The following is a 21,008-nucleotide window of genomic DNA, read 5'->3' as shown; positions in this document are numbered from 1 at the left end:
AGTTGACCGTGTGGGTCAACTTCGTACGTGCCCGCAACCGTAGGTAAGCTGACCAGGCGAGTCAAATTTCGGTGATGAGTGGCAGTGGAAGACGGTGAGGACCTTGACCGGTGCGGTGCCATCGGAGCCCCGGCTGCGCGCCGACGCCAGGCGCAATTCGGAGCAGATCCGTTCAGCTGCGATCGGGGCCTTCCAGGGGCGGGGTCTGACGGTGCCGCTGGAGGAGGTCGCCAAGGCTGCGGGGGTGAGCAAGGCCACCATCTTCAACCGGTTCGGCGGTCGGATCGGCCTCATCGACGCCGTCATTGAAGAAGTCGTCGCGACGGAGCTGTTCGCGGTCATCGACCGCACCCGGGGTATGGACGACATCCGCGAGCGGATCGCGTACTACCTCACTGCGCTCCGCGACCTCCAGTACCGCCAACCGGCCGTCAATGACGTCCTGTTGCAGACGTATCCGCACTCGCGGCAGCTCATGGAGATCTGCCGGGTTGGCAGCGAGGCCAACGACGAACTCATCTCGGCGGCGCGGGCCACCGGTGCGGTACGGCCGGAGTTCACGGCGGGCGACCTCCACGCACTCGTCGTCGACAACGCCCTGGCCCTCAAGTACGGCGAGCTGCCTCCCCGGGGCGATTACGACCGCCGCACCACTTACCTCCTGGACGGAGTCCGCGGCCGATCCGCTTCCGGCGGACGATGACAGGGGGCGGGCTTCCGGGCGGTGTCTCAGGAGGCAGGTCCGGTCGCGGTGGCGAGGAAGTTGCGTACCGGAGGGGACTCCTGTCGGTCCGGGCGACAGACGACGGAGAGCGTGGAGGTGGCGTCGGGGTCGGTCAACTCGACGGTAGCGCAGGGCGGGCAGGCGCAGTGCGCGCAGGCAGTCGGGGACGATCGTGACGCCCGTGTTGGCGGCCACGAGACCGAGCAGGGTCGGGAACTGGACGCCTTCCTGGGCTGCCTCGAGGCGGAATCCGGCGCGGTGGCACAGCGCGGCGATGTGGTCGTAGAGGCGTGACACCTGGTGCCGGGGGAAGGTGAGGAAGCGCTCGTCGGCGAGGTCGGCCAGCGCTACGCAAGGGTGATCGGCGAGCCGGTGGGATTCGTGCACGGCCACGACGAGCCGCTCCCGCAGCAGGGGGCGCACGGTGAGCCCGGCCGCCCGGTCCAATTCGCGCACGATCCCGACGTCGAGGCGTCCCTCGCTGATCGACTCCAGCTGTGACTCCGTGGTGGATTCGGTGAGTTCGAGGTGCAGGTCGGGCCAGGACTGCTGGAGGGCCAGCACGGTGCGGGGCACGATGCCGAGCGCCGCCGAGCTGACGAATCCGACGCGCAGCAGCCCGATCTCGCCGTGTGCGGCATGGCCCACGGCGGACAGCGGGTGTTCGGCCTCGGCCAGGACCCGGCGCCCCTGGAGGAGCAGCACGTGTCCCGCGTCGGTCAGTTCAACGTGGCGGGTGGTGCGCCGGAACAGCGGTGTGCGCAGGTCCTTCTCGAACTTGCTGATCTGCTGGCTGAGCGCGGGCTGGGCGATGTGCAGCCGCTCGGCGGCGCGGCGGAAGTTCATTTCCGTGGCGACCGCGACGAAGTAGCGGAGTTGGCACCGACCTGAACGTCGCTTCGTCACTGGCCTGATACGGCCCGCGGCGGGGCGGGGCTGTGCGGCGATTGACATCCACAGTGCGTTGACTACTCTCAATATTGCTAAGAATATTGGTAATCAATGAACTGAGGTAAGATGGGTGTCGACCCGACCGCGCAGCCGTACCGATGGCGATGGCTGATCCTGGTCGTGATGATCGTCGCGGAGGTCATGGATCTCCTCGACGCGTCGATCGTCAACGTCGCGGGCCCCTCGCTGGAGGAGTCCCTCGGGGCCGGTTCCGTCGGTCTGCAGTGGGTGATCGGCGGATATGCCCTCACGCTGGGGGCCGGCCTGGTGCTGGGTGGGCGGCTCGGTGACCGCTACGGGCGGCGCCGGATGTTCCTGATCGGGCTTGCGGGCTTCACGCTGAGTTCGCTGCTGTGCGCGCTGTCGCCGAACATCGAGTTGCTGATCGCCTTCCGGCTGCTCCAGGGCGCGGCGGGGGCGGTGCTGCTGCCGCAGGGCCTCGGTCTGCTGCGTGAGAACTTCTCCGGGTCCGAACTCACCAAGGTCTTCGCGGTCTTCGGCCCGGTGCTGGGCCTGGGAGGCATCATCGGCCCGGTGCTGGGCGGCTTCCTCATCGAGGGTGACTTCTTCGGCCTCGGCTGGCGCTCGGTGTTCCTGGTCAACCTGCCCATCGGGCTCGCGGCCCTGCTCATCGCGGCGAAGTTCGTACCGAAGAAGCAGGGTGATCGCGCGGTGCGTGTCGACATGGTGGGCGCGGTCCTGGTCGTGGCGGCCTGTGCGTTGCTCGTGTTGCCCCTGAACCAGGGGCAGGAGGACGGCTGGCCGCTGTGGACCTGGCTGTGCATGGCCGCCTCGGTCATCGGGTTCGGTCTGTTCGCGTTGCAGCAGCGGCGTGCCGGTGCGGCGGGTCGTGAGCCCCTGGTGAAGCCGGGCCTGCTGCGCAAGCCCGCCTACACCGTCGGGCTCGGCGGCATCGCCCTGTTCTTCGGCGGGCTGATCGGCACGCAGCTCGTCCTCACGCTGTTCCTGCAGATCGGCCGGCACTTCAGCGCCGGCGACGCGGGCCTGGGTAACCTGCCGCTCGCGGTCGGCACGGCGATCGGTGGCGCGGTCAGCGGTGCCTTCCTCGCCGACAAGATCGGCCGCAGTGTCCTCCAGATCGGTCCGCTGATCCAGCTCGCCGGTGCCGGGCTGCTCTGGTTCGAGTTGAGCGGGCTGAGTGCCGACTCCTTCTCGATCTGGGAGATCGCCCCGGGGGTGGTGGTGGCCGGTATCGGAGCGGGCATGGTGATCGCCGCCCTGTTCAGCTTCATCCTCGCCGCCGTCGACGACGACGAGATCGGCTCCGCCTCCGGGGTTCTGTCCGCGGTGCAGGCCATCGGCGGCTCCATCGGTGTGGCGGTCTTCGGCTCGGTGTTCTTCGCGCAGGCCAAGGCCGGCGACTTCACGACCGGTTTCCACCACGCGCTGATCGTCCAGGCGTGTCTGTTGGTGGCGTTCTTGGCGATCACCTTCCTGCTGCCGAAGAAGGGGCGGCCCGATGAGGAGCAGCACGGTGTCACCGTCACCGTCGCTGCCGGCGTCGGCGACGTGTCCGACGGTGGTTCTGGCGGCTCCGGTGTGAAGCAGGACGCCGCCACCGCGTGATGTCGCGCATCATTGGTTGCCAACGTCCTTAGCGATCCAGGAAGCAGCTTCCACACCATGACGACTGCCGACCAGCCCACCGAACCCCGGCCCGCGGCCCCGGCGGAGGGCCCCATCCGCGACCAGCTGCGCACCCTGACCCGTCGTCAGCAACGGTTCGAGCGGTACCTGGGCCGGCAGATGCACGTGGACCCGGCCGGGCTCGGGGTGATGGACCATCTGGTCAGTGCCGGACCGGCGACGCCGAGCGAGCTGGCGCGCGAACTCGGCGCGTCGACGGCGGCGATGACGCTGGTGATCGACCGCCTGGTGGACGGCGGGCACGTGACCCGCGGCCCGCACCCCAGCGACCGGCGGAAGGTGCTGGTGACACCTGCGGAGCACTGGGAGGAGGCCGCGTTCCAGCACGTCGAGCCGCTCATCGTGGGCATCGGTGCGATCACGGAGACCATGACGGCCGAGGAACAGGCCACGGTGGCGGCGTTCCTCGAACGGGCGGTGGCCGCCTACGACCGGGCGACCAAGGCGTAGGTGTGTCTTTCTTGATCAACCCTCTAGTGGTTTAGACCACTTGGGGCTAGCCTCGCGCCACGCCCGTGAAGAGCGGGTCGGTGAGAGGAGCATGCTCAGATGGAGCCGCAGGGAGTCAGCCGCCGTCGATTCGTGGCCGCCGCAGGACTGTCCATTCCCTTGCTCGCGGGCGGTCGGTCGGAAGCCTTCGCGCGGCCCGCTGCCGAACGGGCCGCCCGACCGGACAGCGCTCAAGTCGCCCCGCCCACGGTCCTGCCTGCGGTGCAGAGGTTCGAAACGGGCCGGACAGCCGAGCGGCTGTCTCCGGCAACACGCATCGTGCTGCACCCCGAATCCGCGCGGGCGCTACGGGCGGTGGCCGAGGTGCTGGCGGAGGAGCTCGTGGTCGAGGGGCACGTGGACCGCACCCCGCGGACAGCGGTGTCGCGACACCCGAAGCCGCACGACATCGTCCTCGAACTGGCGCCGGTGGACGGGGCCGGCACCCACCCGGAGGCGTACTCGGTCGTCGTCGACAGAGCGGTCACCGTCACCTCCCCGACCGACACCGGTGTCTTCTGGGGCACCAGGACGCTCGTGCAAATGCTGCGCAACGGTCTCCCTCACGGCAGGGTCGTCGACTGGCCGGAGCTGACCGAGCGTTCACTTCTGCTCGACATCGGACGCAAGTACTTCACGCCGGACTGGATCAAGACGCTGATCCGGGAAATGTCGTTCCTGAAGATGAACGCCCTCCAGCTCCACCTGTCCGAGGGGCTCGGCTTCGGCGTGCAGAGCGACACCCACCCCGAGATCACCTCACAGCAGCACCTGTCCAAGGCGGAAGTGCGCGAGATCCTGGCGTACGCGAAGAGGTACCACGTGGACATCAATGCCGACGTGGATACGCCGGGCCACATGGAACACATCCTGGCCCACCACCCCGAGTTCCAACTCGTGCTCGCCGACGGCACACGGCATCCCGGATTCCTGGACTTCAGCATGCCGGGCGCCCGGCAGCTCGCCCACGAGATCGTCTCGGAAATGTGCGACCTGTTCGACGGGCCGGTATTCCACCTCGGCGGCGACGAGTTCTTCCCCGCCCCGTGGCAGGGGACGGGACCGGACGTCATCTCGGACCGTACTGCCCCGCAACTGGTGCGGTACGCCCGCGGTGTCAACGGAAAGGAGACCGCGACCGCACACGACGGTTACGAGTACTACATGAACGAGCTGGCGGACATCGTTCGTGCCAAGGGCAAGGTGCCCCGGATGTTCAACGACGACATCTACCCCGGCGAGGGTGTGAACCGGGTGGATCCGGGGACGCAGGCGGACGTCTGGATCCGTTGGAACACGGAGAAACCCCATGCTGGGGAGTACGTCGACGCCGGCCATCAGGTCATCAACGCCAACGGCGACTACCTCTACTTCATCCTCACGTCGACCGGTGTGGGCGAGGGGCCCCACAAGAACCCGAAGGGCATCTACGAGCGCTGGACCCCACGAACGTTCATGGGATCCGCGGGCAGCGCAGGCGACTACCTGCTACCGGAGACCAAGCCGGTGTTCGGCGCCCACCTCTCCGTATGGTGCGACTCACCGGAGTCGATGCAGCAGGACGAGGTCGCCCATCTGTTGCAGGAGTGGCTACAGGTGTTCGCGCAACAGACCTGGGGCTCACCGAAACCGGTTCCCACCCTCCGGGAACTACGCGTCAAGGTCCTGGACCGGGTGGGAACCGCGCCCCGAGCCCTGTCCGCGTGACGGGTACGGGGCCGGGGCTCCCGGTCGCAGCGCGTCGGAGATGGACTTGGCGCCGCCGTGCGCCGTGTAGCCGCCGTCGACCGGGATCTCGGCGCCCGTGATGAAGGACGCGTCGTCGGAGAGGAGGAACGCGACGAGAGGGGTGATCTCGTCGACCGTTCCGGTGCGGCCCAGTGGTGTCTCGCGGAGGTTGCTGTCCCGGAAGGCGGGGGCGGCCGACGCGGTCATCTCGGTCTCGATGAAGCCCGGATGGATCGTGTTGACGCGGATGCGGCGCGGGCCGAGTTCGAGTGCGGCGGTCTTCGACAGGCCCCGCAGCGCCCACTTGCTGGCCGTGTACGCGACCGGGTAGTGGGCGGTGAGGGCGGCGGACGAGCCCACGTTCACGATGGAGGCGCCGGGTGGCATCAGCGGAGCGAGGTGCTGGATGCCGAGGAGTGGGCCGGTGACGTTGACGGCGTGGACGCGGGCGAAGTCCTCGGCGCGTACGTCGCCGAGGCGGGCCCGCCAGGTGATGCCCGCGTTGTTGACGAGGCCGTGCACCTGACCGTACGACTCCCGTAGTTCGGTGGCGAGTTGGGCCCATTGGTGATCGACGGTGACGTCGAGGGGGCGGATGCCGTCGGCCCCGGTGACGTCGGTGGCGATGACCGTCGCGCCCTCACGTGTCAGGGCCGTCACCTCGGCGGCGCCCTGGCCGCGGGCCGCGCCGGTGATGACGACGACGCGGCCCGCGAGGCGACCGTTCACGGCCGTTCCCGGGTGCGGCGGCGGCCGGCCGGGAGCGGGACCGGGTCCGCGCCGGGGACGACCGTGTTGGAGACACTGCCGATGCCTTCGACGGTGAGGGTCACGGTGTCGCCGGGCCTGAGGGGCGGCGGGGCCTGCTCGCCGCGCAGGCCCCACAGTTCGGCGAGGCAGCCGCCGTTGCCGCAGGTGCCGGAGCCGAGTACGTCGCCGGGGACGACCAGGGTGCCGCGCGAGGCGTAGGCCACCATCTCCTCGAAGGTCCAACTCATGTTGGACAGCAGGTCCTTGCCGACGACCTCGCCGTTGACCTCGGCCGTCAGGGCCAGGCGCAGGAAGCCGTCGCTGTCGCGGTACGGCTCCAGTTCGTCGGCGGTGACCAGGTGGGGGCCGAGGGTGGTGGCGGTGTCCTTGCCCTTGCAGGGGCCGAGGCCGACCTTCATCTCGGCGGACTGGAGGTCGCGGGCGGACCAGTCGTTGAAGACGGTGTAGCCGACGATGTGCTCGCGGGCCTGGGTGGGAGTGAGGTCACGGCCCTCGCGGCCGATGACGGCGGCGACTTCCAGCTCGTAATCCAGGAGCGTCGATCCGGGCGGCGCGGGGATGTCGTCGTGCGGGCCGAAGACGGCGTGCGGGTTGGTGAAGTAGAAGGTGGGCGCCGCGTACCACTGCTCGGGAACGCCTGCCACGCCGTCGACGGAGCGGCGGACGCCCTCGACGTGCTCCTCGAAGGTCACGAAGTCCCGTACGGATGCTGGTTCCAGTGGCGGCAGCAGACGCACTTCGGAGACATGCGGGCCGGGCGGCAGCACGCGAGCCGCCGCACCGACGGCCAGCAGCCCCGCAAGGCCCTCGGTCTCCCGGAGGAGGGTGGTGAGCGAGGTGACATCGGGCAACGGGAAGAGGGTGCCGTCGTCGTCCACGACGGCCACGTGACGGAGGTGCTGATATTCGTATGCGGCGAAACGCATGGGTGGCTCCTGCCGGTGGGAGACGGAGAGGGGTGGCTCGGGCTCAGACCGGCGGGGCGACGAACACGCCGCGGTCGACGTCGTTGAAGGACTCCTTGGCGATGAGCTCGTTCATCGCGTTCGCCGTGCCCCACTGGTCGGTGACCTCGGGCTTCGAGAAGTCGTAGACGTGCGGGTGCCAGGTGTCCTCGTCGAGCTCCTCCAGCTCCGTCGTGTACTCGACGGTGTTGCCGTGCGGGTCGAGGAAGTACGTGAACGTGTTGTCGCCCGCCATGTGCCGGCCCGGACCCCAGACCTTCTTGAACCCGGCGCGCATGACACGGCCCGAGCCGCGCATGTACTCGTCCAGTCCGCGCATCTCGAAGGAGACATGGTGCAGAGCGGTGTGCGGGCCCTGCGCGATCGCCATCGAGTGGTGCTGGTTGGAGATCCGCATGAAGTGCATGACCTCACCCATGTGCGGCGACGAGAGGGTGTCGGAGAGGGCGAAGCCGAGGTGGCGCTCGTACCACTCCCGAGTCCGGTTCAGGTCGGGGGAGTTGAGGACGACGTGGGAGAGCTTGACCGGGATGGCCTCCTTCTCCTCGATCTTGCGGTGCTGCCTGACCTCCACGTCGGCGGAGACCTCGATGGTGCGGCCGTCGACGTCGAAGAAGCGGAAGCCGTAGCCGCCTCCGGGAGTGTCGACCTTGCCCGGATGGGAGACCAATTGGACGCCACCCGCGAGGAGTTCCTCGGCGAGCGTGTCCACATCGGCCGCCGAGGCCGCTCCGTATGAGACGAGGTCGAGGCGCTTCTCCTCGGCCTTGCGGAGCCGGACGACGTACTGCTCCGGGGAGCCCTCGGCGGCGAGGAAGGAGATGCCGGAGTCCTCGGAGACCTTGGTGAGGCCCCATACTCCGGCGTAGAAGTCGAGCTGCTTGTCGTAGTCGGGCACGGCGAGGTCGACGTGCCGCAGGTGGGTGAGCAGGCGTCCGTTCATGGTGGATCAGTCCTTTTGGAGGAGGGCGGATGCGTTGCCGCCGCGGATGGCGTCGAAGTCGGCGGCGGGCAGGTCCGCGGCGCGCAGGGCGCCGAGCGGGTCCTCGCTGCCCATGTCGAAGGGGAAGTCGGAGCCGAGCAGCACCCGGTCCGGACCCGCCGTCCGCACCAACTCCCTTAGTACGTAAGGGTCGTGGACGAGCGAGTCGAAGTAGAGGTGCCCGAGGTAGCTGCTGGGCGCATTGCGGCAGTCCTGTGCGTCCGGGCGTGCTCGCCACGCGTGGTCGGCGCGGCCGATGTGGGTAGGCAGGTAGCCGCCGCCGTGCGCCGCGATGATCCGCAGTCCGGGGTGCCGGTCGAGGACACCGGAGAAGATCAGGTGGGAGAGGGCGACCGCGTTCTCGGTGGGCTGGCCCACCGAGTTGGACAGGTACCACTGGTCGAGGCGCTCGTCGAGCGTGCAGCCGAAGGGGTGCAGGAACACCAGCGCCCCCGTCTCGGCGGCGCGGGCCCACAGCGGCTCGTACGTCGGGTCGGACAGTTCGCGGGCCGGTGCGTGACTGGAGATCTCGACCCCCAACAGCCCCTGGTCCAGGGCGTGGTCGAGTGCGCGCACGGCGTATTCGGGGTGCTGGAGGGGTACGAGGCCGAGGCCGCGCAGCCGGTCGGGGGCGGCCGAACAGTGCGCCGCGGTCGCCTCGTTGGCCAGCCGGTACACCTTCTCGGCCGTGTCCTCGTCCGCCCAGTAGTGGTAGTGCGAGGGGGACGGGCTGACCAGTTGGACGTCCACGCCCTGGGCGTCCATCACGGCGAGCCGCGCCGACGCATCCGTCAGGCGCTCGATGCGCTCGCCGATCATCCCGCCGTTGACCTTCAGCGCGGCCGGACCGTTGCGGCGGGCGTCCAGGGCGCGCGCCTCCGCGTGCCCCGGCAGACCGTCGACCAGCGCCTCGACCTCGGGCAACAGGACGTGCGCGTGCACGTCGACGGTGGGTGGTGTGTGGGTCACGGCAGCTCCCGCAGGATCGTCATGGTGCGGCCCATCAGGCCGGGGACATCGGCGTCGCGCACACCGTCGAGCTGCCACTGGCCGATCTGCACGGAGGCCTCGACGACGGGACGTACGCGCGCGATGCGGCGCTCGTAGTAGGCCTGGAAGAGCGCGTCGTCCCAGACATCGGTGGTGGTCAGCATCTCGGTGAGCACCAGCGCGTCCTCGAGGGAGAGGGCCGCGCCCTGCGCAAGCGTGGGCGGGCAGCAGTGCGCGGCGTCGCCTACCAGGACGACGCGGCCGCGGTGCCACGCACCCTCGACCAACATCCGGTCGAACCACGTGTAGTTGACCTGCGCCGGGTCGGTGATGCTCGCCGTGATCTCCGGCCAGTGGCCGCCGTACGTCGAAGCCAGGCGGCGCATCTCGTCCGCGTAGGAATCGACCGGGATCGTCGCCCGGTCCCGGTTGGCCTCGACGACGTACGCGTACAAGGTCGATTCGCTGGTGGGGCAGTAACCGGCGATGTAGGCCGGGCCGCCGTACGCGAGGTCGGTGCGGGTGACACCGGACGGGCGGGGGGCGGCGACGCGCCAGATCGCCATGCCGGTCGGCTCCGGCTTGTCCTGGATGCCGATGGCCACGCGGGTGGTGGAGCCGAGGCCGTCGGCGGCGATCACCAGGTCGTAGTGGCTCTCGCCGCCGTCGGTGAAGCGGACCGTGACACCTTCCGTGTCGGCGGACTGCTCGAAGTGCGTGGCCCGCACGCCCAGGCGGACAGTGGCGCCGCTCGCGCGGACCGCGTCGATCAGGACACGTTGCAGGTGCGGGCGCTGCATGCCGACGGTGGCCGGCAGGTCGTCGCCGCCCGTGCGCAGGTCCTCGGCGACGTGCAGGACCGTGCCGTCGGGGGCGGTGATGCCGACCGCGCCGAACCCGTACCCGGACTGCTCCACCTGCTCCCACACGCCGAGTTCGCGCAGGACGCGCAGCGCGTTGCCCTGGAGGGTGATGCCGGATCCGGCGGTGGCGTTCCAGTCGTCCTTCGCCTCGATCAGGTCGACCGTGACATCGGCGCGGCGCAGCAGGATCGTGGCGGCGTTGCCGGCCGCGCCGCCGCCGATGACGAGAACCGTGCGGGGTGAGCTCATGAAGGGATCTCCGGATCTCCGTTGTTTCTCAAGGAAGTTGAAAGCGGCGAGGTGCTTGAAGGAGGGCTCGGTCCGCGGGGCTATTTGACGGCGACCGGGTTGACCGGGGAGCCGACGGCGCCCGTGATCGGCAGGGGAGCGGCCGTGAGCCAGAACTCGTACACGCCGTCGGACGCGCAGTCCACGGCGAGCGCGTCCAGGTCCCACATCTCGCCGATGAGCAGGCCGATGTTGGGGATGGCGACCTGGTGCAGCGGCTGGAAGGCGTGCTCGAACTCGTTGGGCCTGACCTCGAAGCCCCAGGTGTCGGTGGCGATCGCGGCGATCTCGGTGCGGTGCAGCCACCCGGCCGACGTGAACGACAGGCCGGGGGCCGGGCCGCCCGCGTAGTCGCCCCAGCCGTCCCGGCGAGCCCGCGCGAGCTGCCCGGTGCGTACGAGGACGATGTCGCCGCGCCCGACGCGCACCCCTTGGGCGTCGGCGGTCGCGCTCAGATGATCCTCGGTGATGGCGAAGGCGTCCGGCAACTCGCCGTCCTCGCCGATGACTTGGCCCACGTCGAGGAGGACGCCGCGCCCGGCGACGTACGGTGCCATGTGCTCGATGCCGGTGACCAGGTCGCCGTCGGAGGTGACGACCTGCTCGGCCGGCCGGCCGTTCCACGCCTTGCCGTGGTCGAAGATGTGGCCGAGGCCGTCCCACTGGGTGGAGCACTGCAGCGGCATGGCGATCACGTCGTCGGCGCCGCCCATGCCGTGCGGGAAGCCCTGGTTGGCGAGGGCCGCGTCGACACCGGTGTCGAGCATGGTGTGCACGGGGTTGGTGCGGCGCCGCCAGCCCTTCTGCGGGCCGTCCATGTCGAAGCGCTGGGAGAGGGAGAAGCTGGCGCCCCGGCGGACGAGGGCGGCGCCCTCGCGGCGCTTTGCCTCGTCGAGATAGTTCAGGGTGCCGAGGCGGTCGTCATCTCCCCAACGCCCCCAGTTCGAGTACGACGTGGCGGCCCCGGTGATCGCGCCCTCGGGATCGTTCCTGTCCGGAGCCACGATGTCCCTGCCCGGGGTCACGACGCCAGCTCCTCGGCGACGCAGCGGGTGCGCTGGGCGCCGAGCCCGGTGATGGAGCCGTCCATCACGTCGCCGTCGCGCAGCAGCCGCCCCCAGTGCATGCCGTTGCCGGCCGGGGAGCCGGTCAACACGAGGTCGCCGGGCAGGAGTTGGGCGCTCTGGGAGGCGTAGGACACCATCCGGGCCACGTTGAAGATCATGTCCTTGGTGGACTCGTCCTGCATCGTCTCGCCGTTTAGCTTGAGTGAGAGCCGCAGATCGCCGGTGTCGGCGATCGACTCGACGGGCACGAGCCACGGGCCGAGCGGGGTGAACCCGGGAGCGTTCTTGCTGCGCAGCCAGTCCGTGCCGATCTGCGGCATGTCCCGGCGGAAGACGGTGGCCCGGTCGGTCAGGTCGTTGGCGATCGTGTACCCGGCGACGTACCCCAGCGCCTCCTCGACCGACACCCGGTGGGCGGGCCTGCCGATGACGGCCGCCAACTCCAGCTCCCAGTCCGGCTTTTCGGCCCACGCGGGCAGAACGACGTCATCGTAGGGGCCCGTGATGGCGCTCGGCAGGCCGATGAAGACGTACGGCAGGTCCTCGGCCGCCCTGCGGTCCATGATCTCGGCGGCCTCCGCGCGACGCTCCTCCTCGGGGCGCTCGTCGCCGGGGGCGCGGTGGGCGACGTGGAGGTCGATGACGTGCTGCCGGTAGTTGGCGCCGGACTGGAGGACCTGGCGCGGCTCGACCGGAGCATGCACACGGAAGTCGGCCAGCAGGCCGCGCTCCACCGAGTCGTCTGCTGCCAGAGCTCGAAGTCGCGGCAGGACCGTCGGCCAGTCCTCCAGGAGCTGACGGGCGGTCAACTGGCCCTCACTGAAAGCGATGCGCAGATCCACGACGGACGCGTCGGCGGTGACGAGTGCGGGAAACGCCGGTCCGTCCGGAGCCGAGAGGGTCGCGAGCGCGAAGGGGCCGGCGAAGAGCGGGGATGCGGGGGCGGGGTTCACGGACATGTCCTCCTGATTGCGGTGGGTCCAATCTGGACCCGCCACCCGCGATCAGGGAAATAGATTGTGTGGATGGAAAGCATCCGCTGGACAGATATAACCTGGTCAGCACGGTGCAATGAGATGACGTGCAAGGAGAGGAAATCGTGAACCTGGCCCGCCTGGATCTCAACCTCGTGGTCGCTCTGCGAGCCCTCCTGGAGGAGCGCAACGTCACGCGGGCCGGGGAGCGCGTCGGCCTGAGCCAGCCCGCGATGAGCGCGGCGCTGTCCCGGCTGCGCCGCCACTTCGACGACGACCTGCTCGCCCGCGTCGGCGGCCACTACGAGCTGACGGCGCTCGGCCAGGTGCTGCTCGACCGCACGTCCACCGCGTATGACGTCCTGGAGCGACTCTTCGCCAGCCAGGCCGACTTCGACCCGGCCGAGGAGTCCCGCGAGTTCCGGCTGGTGGCGTCCGACTACGCCGTGTCCGTGTTCGGCGCCGAACTCGCCCGCGTCGTGCACGAGGAGGCCCCCGGCATCCGGCTGCGCTTCACGCAGACCCCGCCCAGCGTCGTCGACGACACGGCGACGCTGCTCAGCGCGGTCGACGGGCTGCTGATGCCGCACGGTGTCATCAGCGACTTCCCCGCCACCGACCTGTACGACGACCGCTGGGTCTTCCTCGTCGCGGAGGACCACCCGAGCGTCGAGGACCGGCTGACTCTGCGGGACCTGGCGACCCTGCCCTGGGTCACGTACCAGCGGACCTACGACGCCCCGGCGGTCCGCCAGCTCGGCATGCTCGGCATTGAACCACAGGTGGAGGTCTCCGTCGACAGCTTCCAACTCCTGCCCCTGCTGGTGGCCGGCACCCGTCGCATCGCCCTCGTCCAGGCCCGCCTCGCCCGCCTGATGGCGCCGATCGCCGCCGTCCGCGTCGTGGACCCACCGTACGAGGCCGTCCCCCTCCAGGAAGCCATGTGGTGGCACCCGGTGCACACCCACGACGCCGCCCACATCTGGCTGCGCGAGACGGCGGCGCGGGTCGGAGGGGGACTGGCGGCGGTGCCGGGCCCTCCGGTCAGGCGTCGGCCTTGACCACGTAGAACTCCCAGGGTTCCTGGCCGGGGCCGTGGACCCAGACCTTGTCCTGCACGGCGTAGCAGCAGGTGGTGTCGTGCTGCTCGGTGGTGGCAAGACCCGCCTCGGCCAGGCGGGCGGTCGCCGTGTGGACCTGTTCGGTCGATTCGACTTCTACGCCGAGGTGGTCCAGGCGGCTCGTCTGCTCTGCGGTGCCTTCTATCAGGACGAGTTTGAGCGGGGGCTCGGTGAGGGTGAAGTTGGCGTAGCCGTCGCGGAGTTTGGCGGTTTCGGTGGCGAACAGTTTGCTGTAGAAGGCGATGGACGCTTGCAGGTCCGGTACGCGGAGCGCGAGTTGGACGCGGGACATGGCGTGCCTCCTGGTGGGTGTGCGGGGTGGGGCCGACGTATGTCTGACGTATGTCAGCAGCCGCCGGAGGTGGCAGGGGTGGCAGGGGTGGCGCAGCAGCCGCCGCCTGTCGTCTCGGCGGGTTCCGGGGTGTCGAAGAGGCCCGCGCCGCCGCAGACACCCGTCTCGGGGAGGGTGAGTTCGACGCGGTCGGCCGCGTCCGTGTCGCCGGCGAGTGCGGCGACGACCGAGCGGACCTGCTCGTAGCCGGTCATCGCGAGGAAGGTGGGGGCGCGGCCGTAGGACTTCATGCCGACCAGGTAGATGCCCTGCTCGGGGTGGGAGAGCTCGCGGTGGCCGTGCGGGTAGACGGTGCCGCAGGAGTGCTGGTTGGGGTCGATCAGCGGGGCGAGGTCGACCGGGGCCTCGAGGCGTTCGTCGAGGTTCAGGCGGACCTCGGAGAGAAAGGACAGGTCGGGGCGGAAGCCGGTCAGGACGATGGCCTCGTCGACCGGGTCCAGGCGACGGCCGTCCTCGGCGGCGAGGATCAGGCGGCCGTCGGTGTCGCGTCCGACCGCCTCGGTGCGGAAGCCGGTGACCGCGTCCGCGTGGCCCTCGTCCACGGCGGCCTTCGCGGCCAGGCCCAGCGCGCCGCGTGCGGGCAGCTCGTCGGCCTCGCCGCCGCCGAAGGTGGAGCCGGAGATGCCGCGCCGCAGGATCCAGACGGCGTGGGTGCCCGGGGTGTCCCTTGCTACGTCGGCGAGCGTGGCCAGCGCCGTGAACGCGGAGGCGCCGGAGCCGATCACGGCGGTGCGCCTACCGGCGTAACGGGCGTGTACCGACGGGTCGTTGAGGTCGGGGACCTGGTACGTGATCCGGTCGACGGCCGCCTTCTCGCCGAGCGCCGGGAGGCCGTCGGAGCCCGCCGGGGCCGGGGTCGACCAGGTGCCGGATGCGTCGATCACGGCGCGGGCGAGGACGCGCTCCTCGCGGCCGTCGGCGTAGGTGACATGGAGGGTGAAGGGCTGGGAGTCGCGGTCGGCGTCGACGATACGGTCGCGTCCCGCGCGGGAGACACCGGTGACGCGTGCCCCGGTCCGTACGTGATCGCCGAGCGCGTCGGCCAGCGGCTGGAGGTACAGGTCCGCCCAGTCGCCGCCGGAGGGGTACGTCGACGGGTCGGGGCGGACCCAGCCGGTGGGGGCGAGGAGCTTCTCGGCGGCCGGGTCGACGACCTCGCCCCAGGTGGAGAAGAGGCGTACGTGCGACCACTCGCGCACGGCCGCACCCGCCCGCGGCCCGGACTCCAGGACCAGCGGCTCGATGCCGTGTTCCAGCAGGTGGGCGGCGGCGGCCAGGCCGATGGGCCCCGCGCCGATCACGGCGACGGGCAGGTGGTCGGTGGCGCTGGCGTTGGTGGTGGCGGTCACGGCGCTTCCCCTTTTTGTTTCGACGTTCGTCGATGGCTGTCCGGACAGCGTCGCACCTGTTTCGGTGAACGTCAATATAGACGGTTGTCGAATCCTGGAAGGGTTCCCTCGCCCTCTGCTTCGACGCGTGTCAACATAGATGGATGTCGAACACGAAGGTGCTGCCGCTCATCGAGACCGAAGGCCAGAACCCGGCGCCCTGCTGCCCGCCGCTGACGGAGCGGCCGTTCACTGCCGACGAGGCGGAGACCGCGGCCCGGATGTTCAAGGCGCTCGGCGACCCGGTCCGCCTGCGCCTGTTCTCGCTCGTCGCCTCCCACGAGGGCGGGGAGGCCTGCGTCTGCGACATCTCCGACGTCGGCGTCTCCCAGCCGACCGTCTCCCATCACCTGAAGAAGCTCAAGGACGCCGGACTGCTCGCTTCCGAGCGGCGGGGGACGTGGGTGTACTACCGGGTCGATCCGTCGGTACTGGCGTCGATGGGGCAGCTGCTGACGCTGCGCCCCGCCGTATGAACAGCTGAGATCGGGCCCAGGGTCCTAACCCACCTCGGTGGGTGTGAACCTCTTGCGCCAGGCCAGGGCCACGTAGACGAGCCCGATGAGGACGGGGACCTCGATCAGCGGGCCTGCGACGCCGGCCAGGGCCTGGCCGCTGGTGACGCCGAAGGTGGCGATGGCGACCGCGATGGCCAGCTCGAAGTTGTTGCCCGCGGCCGTGAAGGCGAGTGTCGCCGTGCGGTCGTAGGCCATCCCGAGCGCCTTGCCGAGCAGGAAGCTCCCGAAGAACATCACTGCGAAGTAGACCAGGAGCGGCAGCGCGATCCGGACGACGTCGACCGGCTCCGAGGTGATCGCGTCGCCCTGCAGTGCGAAGAGGATGACGATCGTGAAGAGCAGGCCGTACAGCGCCCAAGGCCCGATCTTCGGGAGGAAGTTGGACTCGTAGCGCTCCCGGCCCAGCTTCTTCTCGCCGATACGGCGGGTCAGGAATCCGGCGACCAGCGGGACGCCCAGGAACACGATCACGTTCAGCGCGATGTGCCAGACGGACACATCAAGACCCTGGCCGTCGCCGAGGCCGAGCCACTGCGGCAGCAGGTCGAGGTAGAACCAGCCGAGGAGGCTGAACGCGATGACCTGGAAGACGGAGTTGAGGGCGACCAGCACGGCCGCCGCCTCGCGGTCGCCGCAGGCCAGGTCGTTCCAGATGATGACCATCGCGATGCAGCGGGCGAGCCCGACGATGATGAGGCCGGTGCGGTACTCGGGCAGGTCCGGCAGGAAGATCCACGCGAGGGCGAACATCACGGCCGGGCCGACGATCCAGTTGATGACCAGCGACGACACCATCAGCTTCTTGTCGCCGGTGACCGTGTCCAGCCTGTCGTAGCGGACCTTGGCGAGGACCGGGTACATCATCACGAGCAGGCCGATGGCGATGGGCAGCGAGATGCCGCCGATCTCGACCTTGGCGAGCGCGTCGTTCATGCCGGGGATCAGGCGGCCGAGCCCCAGGCCGACGGCCATGGCCAGCAGGATCCACACGGCGAGGAACCGGTCGAGCGTGGAGAGCTTGGCGACGATCGAGGCGTCATCGGCCCCCGCCTGTGCGGGAGTTCTGCTGCCGGGGTCGGTCGTCGTCATCAGCAGGCTCGCTTACGGTCGGTGTCGATGGTGGTACGGGCCGTCTCGGCCAGCTCAGTGAACTGGCCGGCCAGGGCGGTGATGACGTCCGGCCTGAGCCGGTAGTAGGTGAACCGGCCGCAGGGCTCCGTGTCCACGATCCCCGCGTCGCGCAGGACCTTGAGGTGGTTGGAGAGGTTGGTCTGCCTGGCTCCCGTCTCCTCGACCAGGTGTGTCGTGCACAGGGTCTCGTGGGCGAGCAGGGTCACGATTTTGAGCCTGAGCGGGTCGGCGAGGACTCGGATCAGGTCAGTGTCGACTGACGTCATCATGGGCTGATAGTTTCACATCAGTCCAGGGTGATGCCAGTCTGGGCTGATGTCAGCCTGGGCTGATTGCTCGAGCGGCCCGACTCGTCACCCGTAGAGGGCCCGACTCGCCACTCGTGAAGGAAGAGCCATGTCCGCCACCCCGTCCGCTCCGCTCGCCTCCGTGTTGTTCGTCTGCGTGCACAACGCGGGCCGCTCGCAGATGGCCGCCGGGTTCCTCGACCACCTGGCGGGGGGCCGTGTCGAGGTCCGTTCCGCCGGTTCGATCCCCGGCGACCAGGTCAACCCGTCCGCCGTCGAGGCCATGCGTGAGGTCGGCGTCGACATCTCCGCCGCCGAGCCGAAGGTGCTGACCACGGAGGCGGTCCAGGCGTCCGACTACGTCATCACGATGGGCTGCGGCGACGCCTGCCCGGTCTTCCCCGGCAAGAAGTACCTCGACTGGGCTCTCGAAGACCCGGCGGGCAAGGGTGTCGAGGCCGTCCGCCCCATCCGCGACGAGATCAAGACCCGCGTCGAGGCGCTGATCGCCGAAATCGACGCGAAGTAGCCGTTGCGCCCAAAGTGCGCTCACGGCGTGCTCAAGGATGTACTCAGGGTGCAACCAGCAGGCCCGAGTTAAGACGATTCCCGTACCACCAGCTCCGTGTCGAGCACGAGCCGGGTGCGAGGCGCGGCCGGGTTCCCGATCTCGCTCAGGAGGGTGCGTGCGATCGTGCCGCCGATCTCCTCGGTGGGCTGGCGGACCGTCGTGAGTGGTGGGTTGGTGTGGCGGGCGAGGTAGGAGTCCTCGAATCCGACCACCGAGACGTCTTCCGGTACGCGGCGTCCCTGGGCGCGCAGTTCGAGGAGGACGCCCGCGGCCATCAGGTCGGAGGCGGCGAACACGGCGTCCAGGTCCGGGATGCGTTCAAGTAGCGAACGCATCGCCGCGCGGGCGCCTTCCTCGGTGAAGTCGCCGACCGCGACCAGGCGCTCCTCCGCCGGGATGCCGGCCTGGACGAGGGCCTCCCGGTAGCCGAGCAGGCGACTGCGGCCGACCTCCATGTCCTGGGGGCCCGCGACGGTGGCGATACGGTGCCGGCCGCGGGCCAGGAGGTGCCGTACGGCGGTGGCGGCGCCGCCCCGGTTGTCGGCGCAGACGTAACTGAGCGGGTCGTCCTCGCGGCGGCGGCCCGCGAGGACGGTCGGCAGGCCGGCCGACTCCAACAGGCCCGGCAGGACGTCGTGTTCGTGGACGGAGACCAACAGCACGCCGTCGACCCGGCGTTCGGCGACGGACCGGGTGAGCTGGTCGCGCTCGGCCTGGTCGCGGACGAGTGTCAGCTGGAGCTGGGTGCGGGTGTCGGCGAGCGCGGCGCTCACCCCGCGGATCACCGCCGAGAAGTAGGGCTCCGAGCCGAGCCGGCTCTCGGACTCGGGGATGACCAGGGCGACGGCGTTGGTGCGGCTGGTGACCAGGCCGCGGGCGACCGAGTTGGGAACGTAGCCCAGTTCCGCGATGGCGTTGAGCACGGCCTCCCGCGCCTGATCGCTGACCAGCTCCGAGCCGTTCACCACACGGGAGACGGTGGTCCGCCCGACACCGGCCCGGGCCGCGACGGTCTTGATGGTCGGCGGCCGGGCTCCGGACACCCGACTCTGTTCACGTTCCGGACGCACACCTTGCTCCCCACGCCCACCCTGCTCACGACCGCCACCCCGAGCCTCCGGCCCGTCGTTCCGTGGCCCCGGGCTGTCGTGCGCCGGCTCCTGTCCGCCGTCCTGCGGCTCCCGGCCGTCGCCCCTCAATTCTCGGCTGTCGTGCGCCGACTCCCGCCCCCCGCCCCGCGACTCCCGTCCGTCGTTCGCCGACCCCCACCCATCGCCCCGCGTCCCCCACTCCCGCCCCGTCACATCTCGTGCGCTGTCGCCGTTCATCGTTCCGGACCCTCCAATTCCCCTTCAGGGCTGACCTGTTGGGAGGCCGCCCCTCCCCGGCACCCCTTGGCACCCTCCCGGCCTGCGCATTCTGTCAGTTGCCACCCCGATTCTGCCCGCCCGACGGTCGCGTTCAGGAAGCGTTCGTCGATAACGAGGTGGAAACGAGCTGGATTCGACTTCTTGACACGGGAGTTGCGGGACGCCAGTCTTCCTGAAAATCAGTGGGCACGTTCCCACCAACTCTTCAGCAGGCTCTCCAGAGGTTCCGAACCCAGTTCACCGGCCTCCGGAAAACCCGCTCTGAGCTGGGGACTTGATGGTGCCCGCGGCGAGCGGCCGCGCTACGGGTCGACTCGTACCACCGGTGCGTCGGCGCCGTCTCAGGGAGGACGTTCATGCTCAAGGTCGAGCGGAAACTGCGTACAAAAGTCACAGCTGTGCTGGCCTGTACGGCGGCGGGCGCTCTGCTCGCGGGCTGTGGCGGAGGGGGCGCGAGCGCCACCGGCGGCGGCGTCGAGGACGGCAAGGTCACCATCACCATGGGCCTGTACGGAGTGATGGGCTTCAAGGAGACCGGCCTGATCGAGAAGTACGAGAAGGAGCACCCGAAGGTCACCGTCAAGGTCGAGGCGGCCGGCGACGAGCAGACGTACTACACCGCCCTGCAGACCCACCTCGCCAGCGGCTCCGGACTCAAGGACGTCCAGGGCATCGAGGTGGCGCGGGCGAAGGAGATGACCGAGACGCAGGCCGGGAAGTTCGCGGACTTCGCGGGCACCAAGGGCATCAAGCACTTCCAGCCGTGGAAGCAGGGTCAGATCACCACCAAGGACGGCAAGGTTCTGGGGCTGGGTACCGATACCGGGCCGATGGCCGTCTGTTACCGCAAGGACCTGTTCGAGCAGGCCGGGCTGCCCACCGACCGCGAGAAGGTCGGCAAGCTGTGGGCGGGGGACTGGGGCAAGTACGTCGAGACCGGCGAGAAGTTCGCCAAGGGCAACAAGAACAAGAAAGTCTCCTACCTGGACTCGGCCTCCGGCCTGTTCAACGCCATGGTCTACGGCAACTCCGAGCAGTACTACGACAAGTCCGGCAAGTTGATCTACAAGACCAACCCGGCCATCAAGGAGGCCTGGGACCTGTCGACCGAGGCCGCCAAGAAGGACCTGACCGCCAAGTTGCCGCAGTTCCAGCCGGGTTGGGACCCTGGGCTCGCCAACGGCACCTTCGCCACCACCGTCTGCCCGGCCTGGATGCTCGCGCACATCAGCGACAAGGCAGGCGACGCCAACAAGGGCAAGTGGGACGTTGCCAAGGCCCCAAAGGGCGCCAACTGGGGCGGCTCGTTCCTCGGGGTCACCGAGAAGAGCCCGGTGAAGGACGAGGCCAAGAAGCTCGTGGCCTGGCTGACCGCCCCCGAGCAGCAGGCCTACCTCTTCGAGAAGCTGGGCAACTTCCCGTCCTCCAAGACCGCGCTCGAGGACCCGAAGGTGAAGGACGCCACGTCGGAGTACTTCTCCGGCGCCCCGACCGGCCGGATCTTCGGCGAGGCGGCCAACGAGGTGCCCGCCGAGCAGGTCCTCGGCCGTAAGGACGGCACCATCAAGGACGCCTTCTCGCAGGGCCTCCAGCTGGTCGAGAACGGGAAGTCGCCGGCCGAGGCATGGAAGACCACCGACGAGCGCGTCAAGAAGGCCGTCGGCTGACGCGGACACGCACCGACGCGTACGGCACCGAACGGCGGGTGCGGCCGGAGATCTTGTGCGCGTTCACCGCGCGCTTGACGCGTGCCACTGTTAACTCCTTGTAGCGGGGCCGGGGTTGTTGTCACCCGACCCGAATTCGAATG

At 69.5% G+C, this 21,008-nt stretch carries 19 protein-coding genes and 2 pseudogenes; 8 read left to right on the top strand and 13 right to left on the bottom strand.

Features of this window, described 5'->3' with window-relative positions; all coding sequences use genetic code 11:
- Nucleotides 1-94: 94 nt before the first annotated feature.
- Nucleotides 95-244: pseudogene (locus ABT004_RS12725) on the top strand (TetR/AcrR family transcriptional regulator); the annotation flags it as partial.
- Here the strand turns inward: ABT004_RS12725 and ABT004_RS12720 are convergent.
- Entirely contained in the window at nucleotides 173-1,678 is a 1,506-nt protein-coding gene (locus tag ABT004_RS12720; protein WP_451192065.1) for a LysR family transcriptional regulator, read from the bottom strand. The pseudogene ABT004_RS12725 and the gene ABT004_RS12720 overlap by 72 nt on opposite strands.
- A 63-nt stretch (nucleotides 1,679-1,741) precedes the next feature.
- Between ABT004_RS12720 and ABT004_RS12715 the strand changes: the two genes are divergently transcribed.
- The 3 genes from ABT004_RS12715 to ABT004_RS12705 all read left to right on the top strand — a co-directional run bounded on the left by ABT004_RS12715 (nucleotide 1,742) and on the right by ABT004_RS12705 (nucleotide 5,539).
- Nucleotides 1,742-3,262, top strand: coding sequence for an MFS transporter (locus tag ABT004_RS12715; RefSeq protein WP_351334919.1), 1,521 nt, complete (start codon nucleotides 1,742-1,744; stop codon nucleotides 3,260-3,262).
- 57 nt (nucleotides 3,263-3,319) lie between these two features.
- Nucleotides 3,320-3,793: a MarR family winged helix-turn-helix transcriptional regulator gene (locus ABT004_RS12710; RefSeq protein WP_351334916.1), complete on the top strand. Its 474-nt coding sequence runs from the start codon at nucleotides 3,320-3,322 to the stop codon at nucleotides 3,791-3,793.
- 99 nt (nucleotides 3,794-3,892) lie between these two features.
- Nucleotides 3,893-5,539 carry a family 20 glycosylhydrolase gene (locus tag ABT004_RS12705; RefSeq protein WP_351334914.1) on the top strand — a complete coding sequence of 549 codons (1,647 nt, stop codon included), beginning with the start codon at nucleotides 3,893-3,895 and terminating at the stop codon, nucleotides 5,537-5,539.
- Here the strand turns inward: ABT004_RS12705 and ABT004_RS12700 are convergent.
- The 7 genes from ABT004_RS12700 to ABT004_RS12670 all read right to left on the bottom strand — a co-directional run bounded on the left by ABT004_RS12700 (nucleotide 5,483) and on the right by ABT004_RS12670 (nucleotide 12,445).
- A complete protein-coding gene (locus ABT004_RS12700) occupies nucleotides 5,483-6,289 on the bottom strand; it encodes an SDR family NAD(P)-dependent oxidoreductase (protein ID WP_351334911.1) in 807 nt (268 codons plus the stop codon). The genes ABT004_RS12705 and ABT004_RS12700 overlap by 57 nt on opposite strands.
- Nucleotides 6,286-7,257, bottom strand: coding sequence for a fumarylacetoacetate hydrolase family protein (locus tag ABT004_RS12695; protein WP_351334908.1), 972 nt, complete (start codon nucleotides 7,255-7,257; stop codon nucleotides 6,286-6,288). Before ABT004_RS12695 ends, ABT004_RS12700 begins: the two co-directional genes overlap by 4 nt.
- 43 nt (nucleotides 7,258-7,300) lie before the next feature.
- Nucleotides 7,301-8,239: a VOC family protein gene (locus ABT004_RS12690; RefSeq protein ID WP_351334905.1), complete on the bottom strand. Its 939-nt coding sequence runs from the start codon at nucleotides 8,237-8,239 to the stop codon at nucleotides 7,301-7,303.
- A 6-nt stretch (nucleotides 8,240-8,245) separates the two neighbouring features.
- The gene (locus ABT004_RS12685; RefSeq protein WP_351334902.1) at nucleotides 8,246-9,247 is read right to left on the bottom strand and encodes an amidohydrolase family protein; all 1,002 of its coding nucleotides are present in this window, start codon (nucleotides 9,245-9,247) and stop codon (nucleotides 8,246-8,248) included.
- Entirely contained in the window at nucleotides 9,244-10,380 is a 1,137-nt protein-coding gene (locus tag ABT004_RS12680; protein WP_351334899.1) for an FAD-dependent oxidoreductase, read from the bottom strand. The genes ABT004_RS12685 and ABT004_RS12680 overlap by 4 nt, the downstream gene beginning before the upstream one ends.
- An 80-nt stretch (nucleotides 10,381-10,460) precedes the next feature.
- Entirely contained in the window at nucleotides 10,461-11,423 is a 963-nt protein-coding gene (locus ABT004_RS12675) for a cyclase family protein (protein ID WP_351335082.1), read from the bottom strand.
- A gap of 17 nt (nucleotides 11,424-11,440) precedes the next feature.
- On the bottom strand, nucleotides 11,441-12,445 hold the full coding sequence (locus ABT004_RS12670; protein ID WP_351334897.1) for a fumarylacetoacetate hydrolase family protein: 1,005 nt from the start codon (nucleotides 12,443-12,445) through the stop codon (nucleotides 11,441-11,443).
- Nucleotides 12,446-12,585: 140 nt separating this feature from the next.
- Here ABT004_RS12670 and ABT004_RS12665 point away from each other — a divergent pair, with 140 nt between their 5' ends.
- Nucleotides 12,586-13,521, top strand: coding sequence for a LysR family transcriptional regulator (locus ABT004_RS12665; RefSeq protein ID WP_351334894.1), 936 nt, complete (start codon nucleotides 12,586-12,588; stop codon nucleotides 13,519-13,521).
- Here ABT004_RS12665 and ABT004_RS12660 read toward each other — a convergent pair.
- Nucleotides 13,508-13,873: pseudogene (locus tag ABT004_RS12660) on the bottom strand (ArsI/CadI family heavy metal resistance metalloenzyme); the annotation flags it as partial. The gene ABT004_RS12665 and the pseudogene ABT004_RS12660 overlap by 14 nt on opposite strands.
- 53 nt (nucleotides 13,874-13,926) lie before the next feature.
- Nucleotides 13,927-15,282 carry an NAD(P)-binding domain-containing protein gene (locus ABT004_RS12655; RefSeq protein WP_351334892.1) on the bottom strand — a complete coding sequence of 452 codons (1,356 nt, stop codon included), beginning with the start codon at nucleotides 15,280-15,282 and terminating at the stop codon, nucleotides 13,927-13,929.
- Between the two features lie 143 nt (nucleotides 15,283-15,425).
- On the opposite strand from ABT004_RS12655, the gene ABT004_RS12650 reads away from it, so the two are divergent.
- The gene (locus ABT004_RS12650; RefSeq protein WP_351334891.1) at nucleotides 15,426-15,797 is read left to right on the top strand and encodes an ArsR/SmtB family transcription factor; all 372 of its coding nucleotides are present in this window, start codon (nucleotides 15,426-15,428) and stop codon (nucleotides 15,795-15,797) included.
- 24 nt (nucleotides 15,798-15,821) lie between these two features.
- Here the strand turns inward: ABT004_RS12650 and arsB are convergent, their stop codons facing one another.
- Both arsB and ABT004_RS12640 read right to left on the bottom strand, forming a co-directional pair.
- Entirely contained in the window at nucleotides 15,822-16,928 is a 1,107-nt protein-coding gene (arsB, locus tag ABT004_RS12645) for an ACR3 family arsenite efflux transporter (protein ID WP_351334890.1), read from the bottom strand.
- Nucleotides 16,928-17,239, bottom strand: a complete 312-nt coding sequence (locus tag ABT004_RS12640) for an ArsR/SmtB family transcription factor (RefSeq protein ID WP_351334889.1) — start codon at nucleotides 17,237-17,239, stop codon at nucleotides 16,928-16,930. Before ABT004_RS12640 ends, arsB begins: the two co-directional genes overlap by 1 nt.
- Nucleotides 17,240-17,366: 127 nt before the next feature.
- On the opposite strand from ABT004_RS12640, the gene ABT004_RS12635 reads away from it, so the two are divergent.
- Nucleotides 17,367-17,786: an arsenate reductase ArsC gene (locus ABT004_RS12635; protein WP_351334886.1), complete on the top strand. Its 420-nt coding sequence runs from the start codon at nucleotides 17,367-17,369 to the stop codon at nucleotides 17,784-17,786.
- A 68-nt stretch (nucleotides 17,787-17,854) separates the two neighbouring features.
- Here ABT004_RS12635 and ABT004_RS12630 read toward each other — a convergent pair whose 3' ends face one another.
- Nucleotides 17,855-18,871: a LacI family DNA-binding transcriptional regulator gene (locus ABT004_RS12630; RefSeq protein WP_351335079.1), complete on the bottom strand. Its 1,017-nt coding sequence runs from the start codon at nucleotides 18,869-18,871 to the stop codon at nucleotides 17,855-17,857.
- A 683-nt stretch (nucleotides 18,872-19,554) separates the two neighbouring features.
- On the opposite strand from ABT004_RS12630, the gene ABT004_RS12625 reads away from it, so the two are divergent.
- Nucleotides 19,555-20,865: an extracellular solute-binding protein gene (locus ABT004_RS12625; RefSeq protein ID WP_351334884.1), complete on the top strand. Its 1,311-nt coding sequence runs from the start codon at nucleotides 19,555-19,557 to the stop codon at nucleotides 20,863-20,865.
- Nucleotides 20,866-21,008: the final 143 nt, after the last annotated feature.

Origin of the sequence: Streptomyces sp. NPDC002790 (assembly GCF_040295505.1) — a bacterium.
In the GTDB taxonomy this organism is placed as follows: Bacteria; Actinomycetota; Actinomycetes; order Streptomycetales; family Streptomycetaceae; genus Streptomyces.
This window is presented reverse-complemented; position numbering and strand designations above follow the sequence as displayed.

Bases quoted from the DNA above. Each gene is read 5' to 3' on its own strand.
- ABT004_RS12625 (WP_351334884.1), top strand. From the start codon at position 19,555: ATGCTCAAGGTCGAGCGGAAACTGCGTACAAAAGTCACAGCTGTGCTG.
- ABT004_RS12635 (WP_351334886.1), top strand. From the start codon at position 17,367: ATGTCCGCCACCCCGTCCGCTCCGCTCGCCTCCGTGTTGTTCGTCTGC.
- ABT004_RS12670 (WP_351334897.1), bottom strand. From the start codon at position 12,445: ATGTCCGTGAACCCCGCCCCCGCATCCCCGCTCTTCGCCGGCCCCTTC.
- ABT004_RS12715 (WP_351334919.1), top strand. From the start codon at position 1,742: ATGGGTGTCGACCCGACCGCGCAGCCGTACCGATGGCGATGGCTGATC.
- ABT004_RS12680 (WP_351334899.1), bottom strand. From the start codon at position 10,380: ATGAGCTCACCCCGCACGGTTCTCGTCATCGGCGGCGGCGCGGCCGGC.
- ABT004_RS12720 (WP_451192065.1), bottom strand. From the start codon at position 1,678: ATGTCAATCGCCGCACAGCCCCGCCCCGCCGCGGGCCGTATCAGGCCA.
- arsB (WP_351334890.1), bottom strand. From the start codon at position 16,928: ATGACGACGACCGACCCCGGCAGCAGAACTCCCGCACAGGCGGGGGCC.
- ABT004_RS12640 (WP_351334889.1), bottom strand. From the start codon at position 17,239: ATGATGACGTCAGTCGACACTGACCTGATCCGAGTCCTCGCCGACCCG.
- ABT004_RS12690 (WP_351334905.1), bottom strand. From the start codon at position 8,239: ATGAACGGACGCCTGCTCACCCACCTGCGGCACGTCGACCTCGCCGTG.
- ABT004_RS12705 (WP_351334914.1), top strand. From the start codon at position 3,893: ATGGAGCCGCAGGGAGTCAGCCGCCGTCGATTCGTGGCCGCCGCAGGA.
- ABT004_RS12710 (WP_351334916.1), top strand. From the start codon at position 3,320: ATGACGACTGCCGACCAGCCCACCGAACCCCGGCCCGCGGCCCCGGCG.
- ABT004_RS12650 (WP_351334891.1), top strand. From the start codon at position 15,426: ATGTCGAACACGAAGGTGCTGCCGCTCATCGAGACCGAAGGCCAGAAC.
- ABT004_RS12695 (WP_351334908.1), bottom strand. From the start codon at position 7,257: ATGCGTTTCGCCGCATACGAATATCAGCACCTCCGTCACGTGGCCGTC.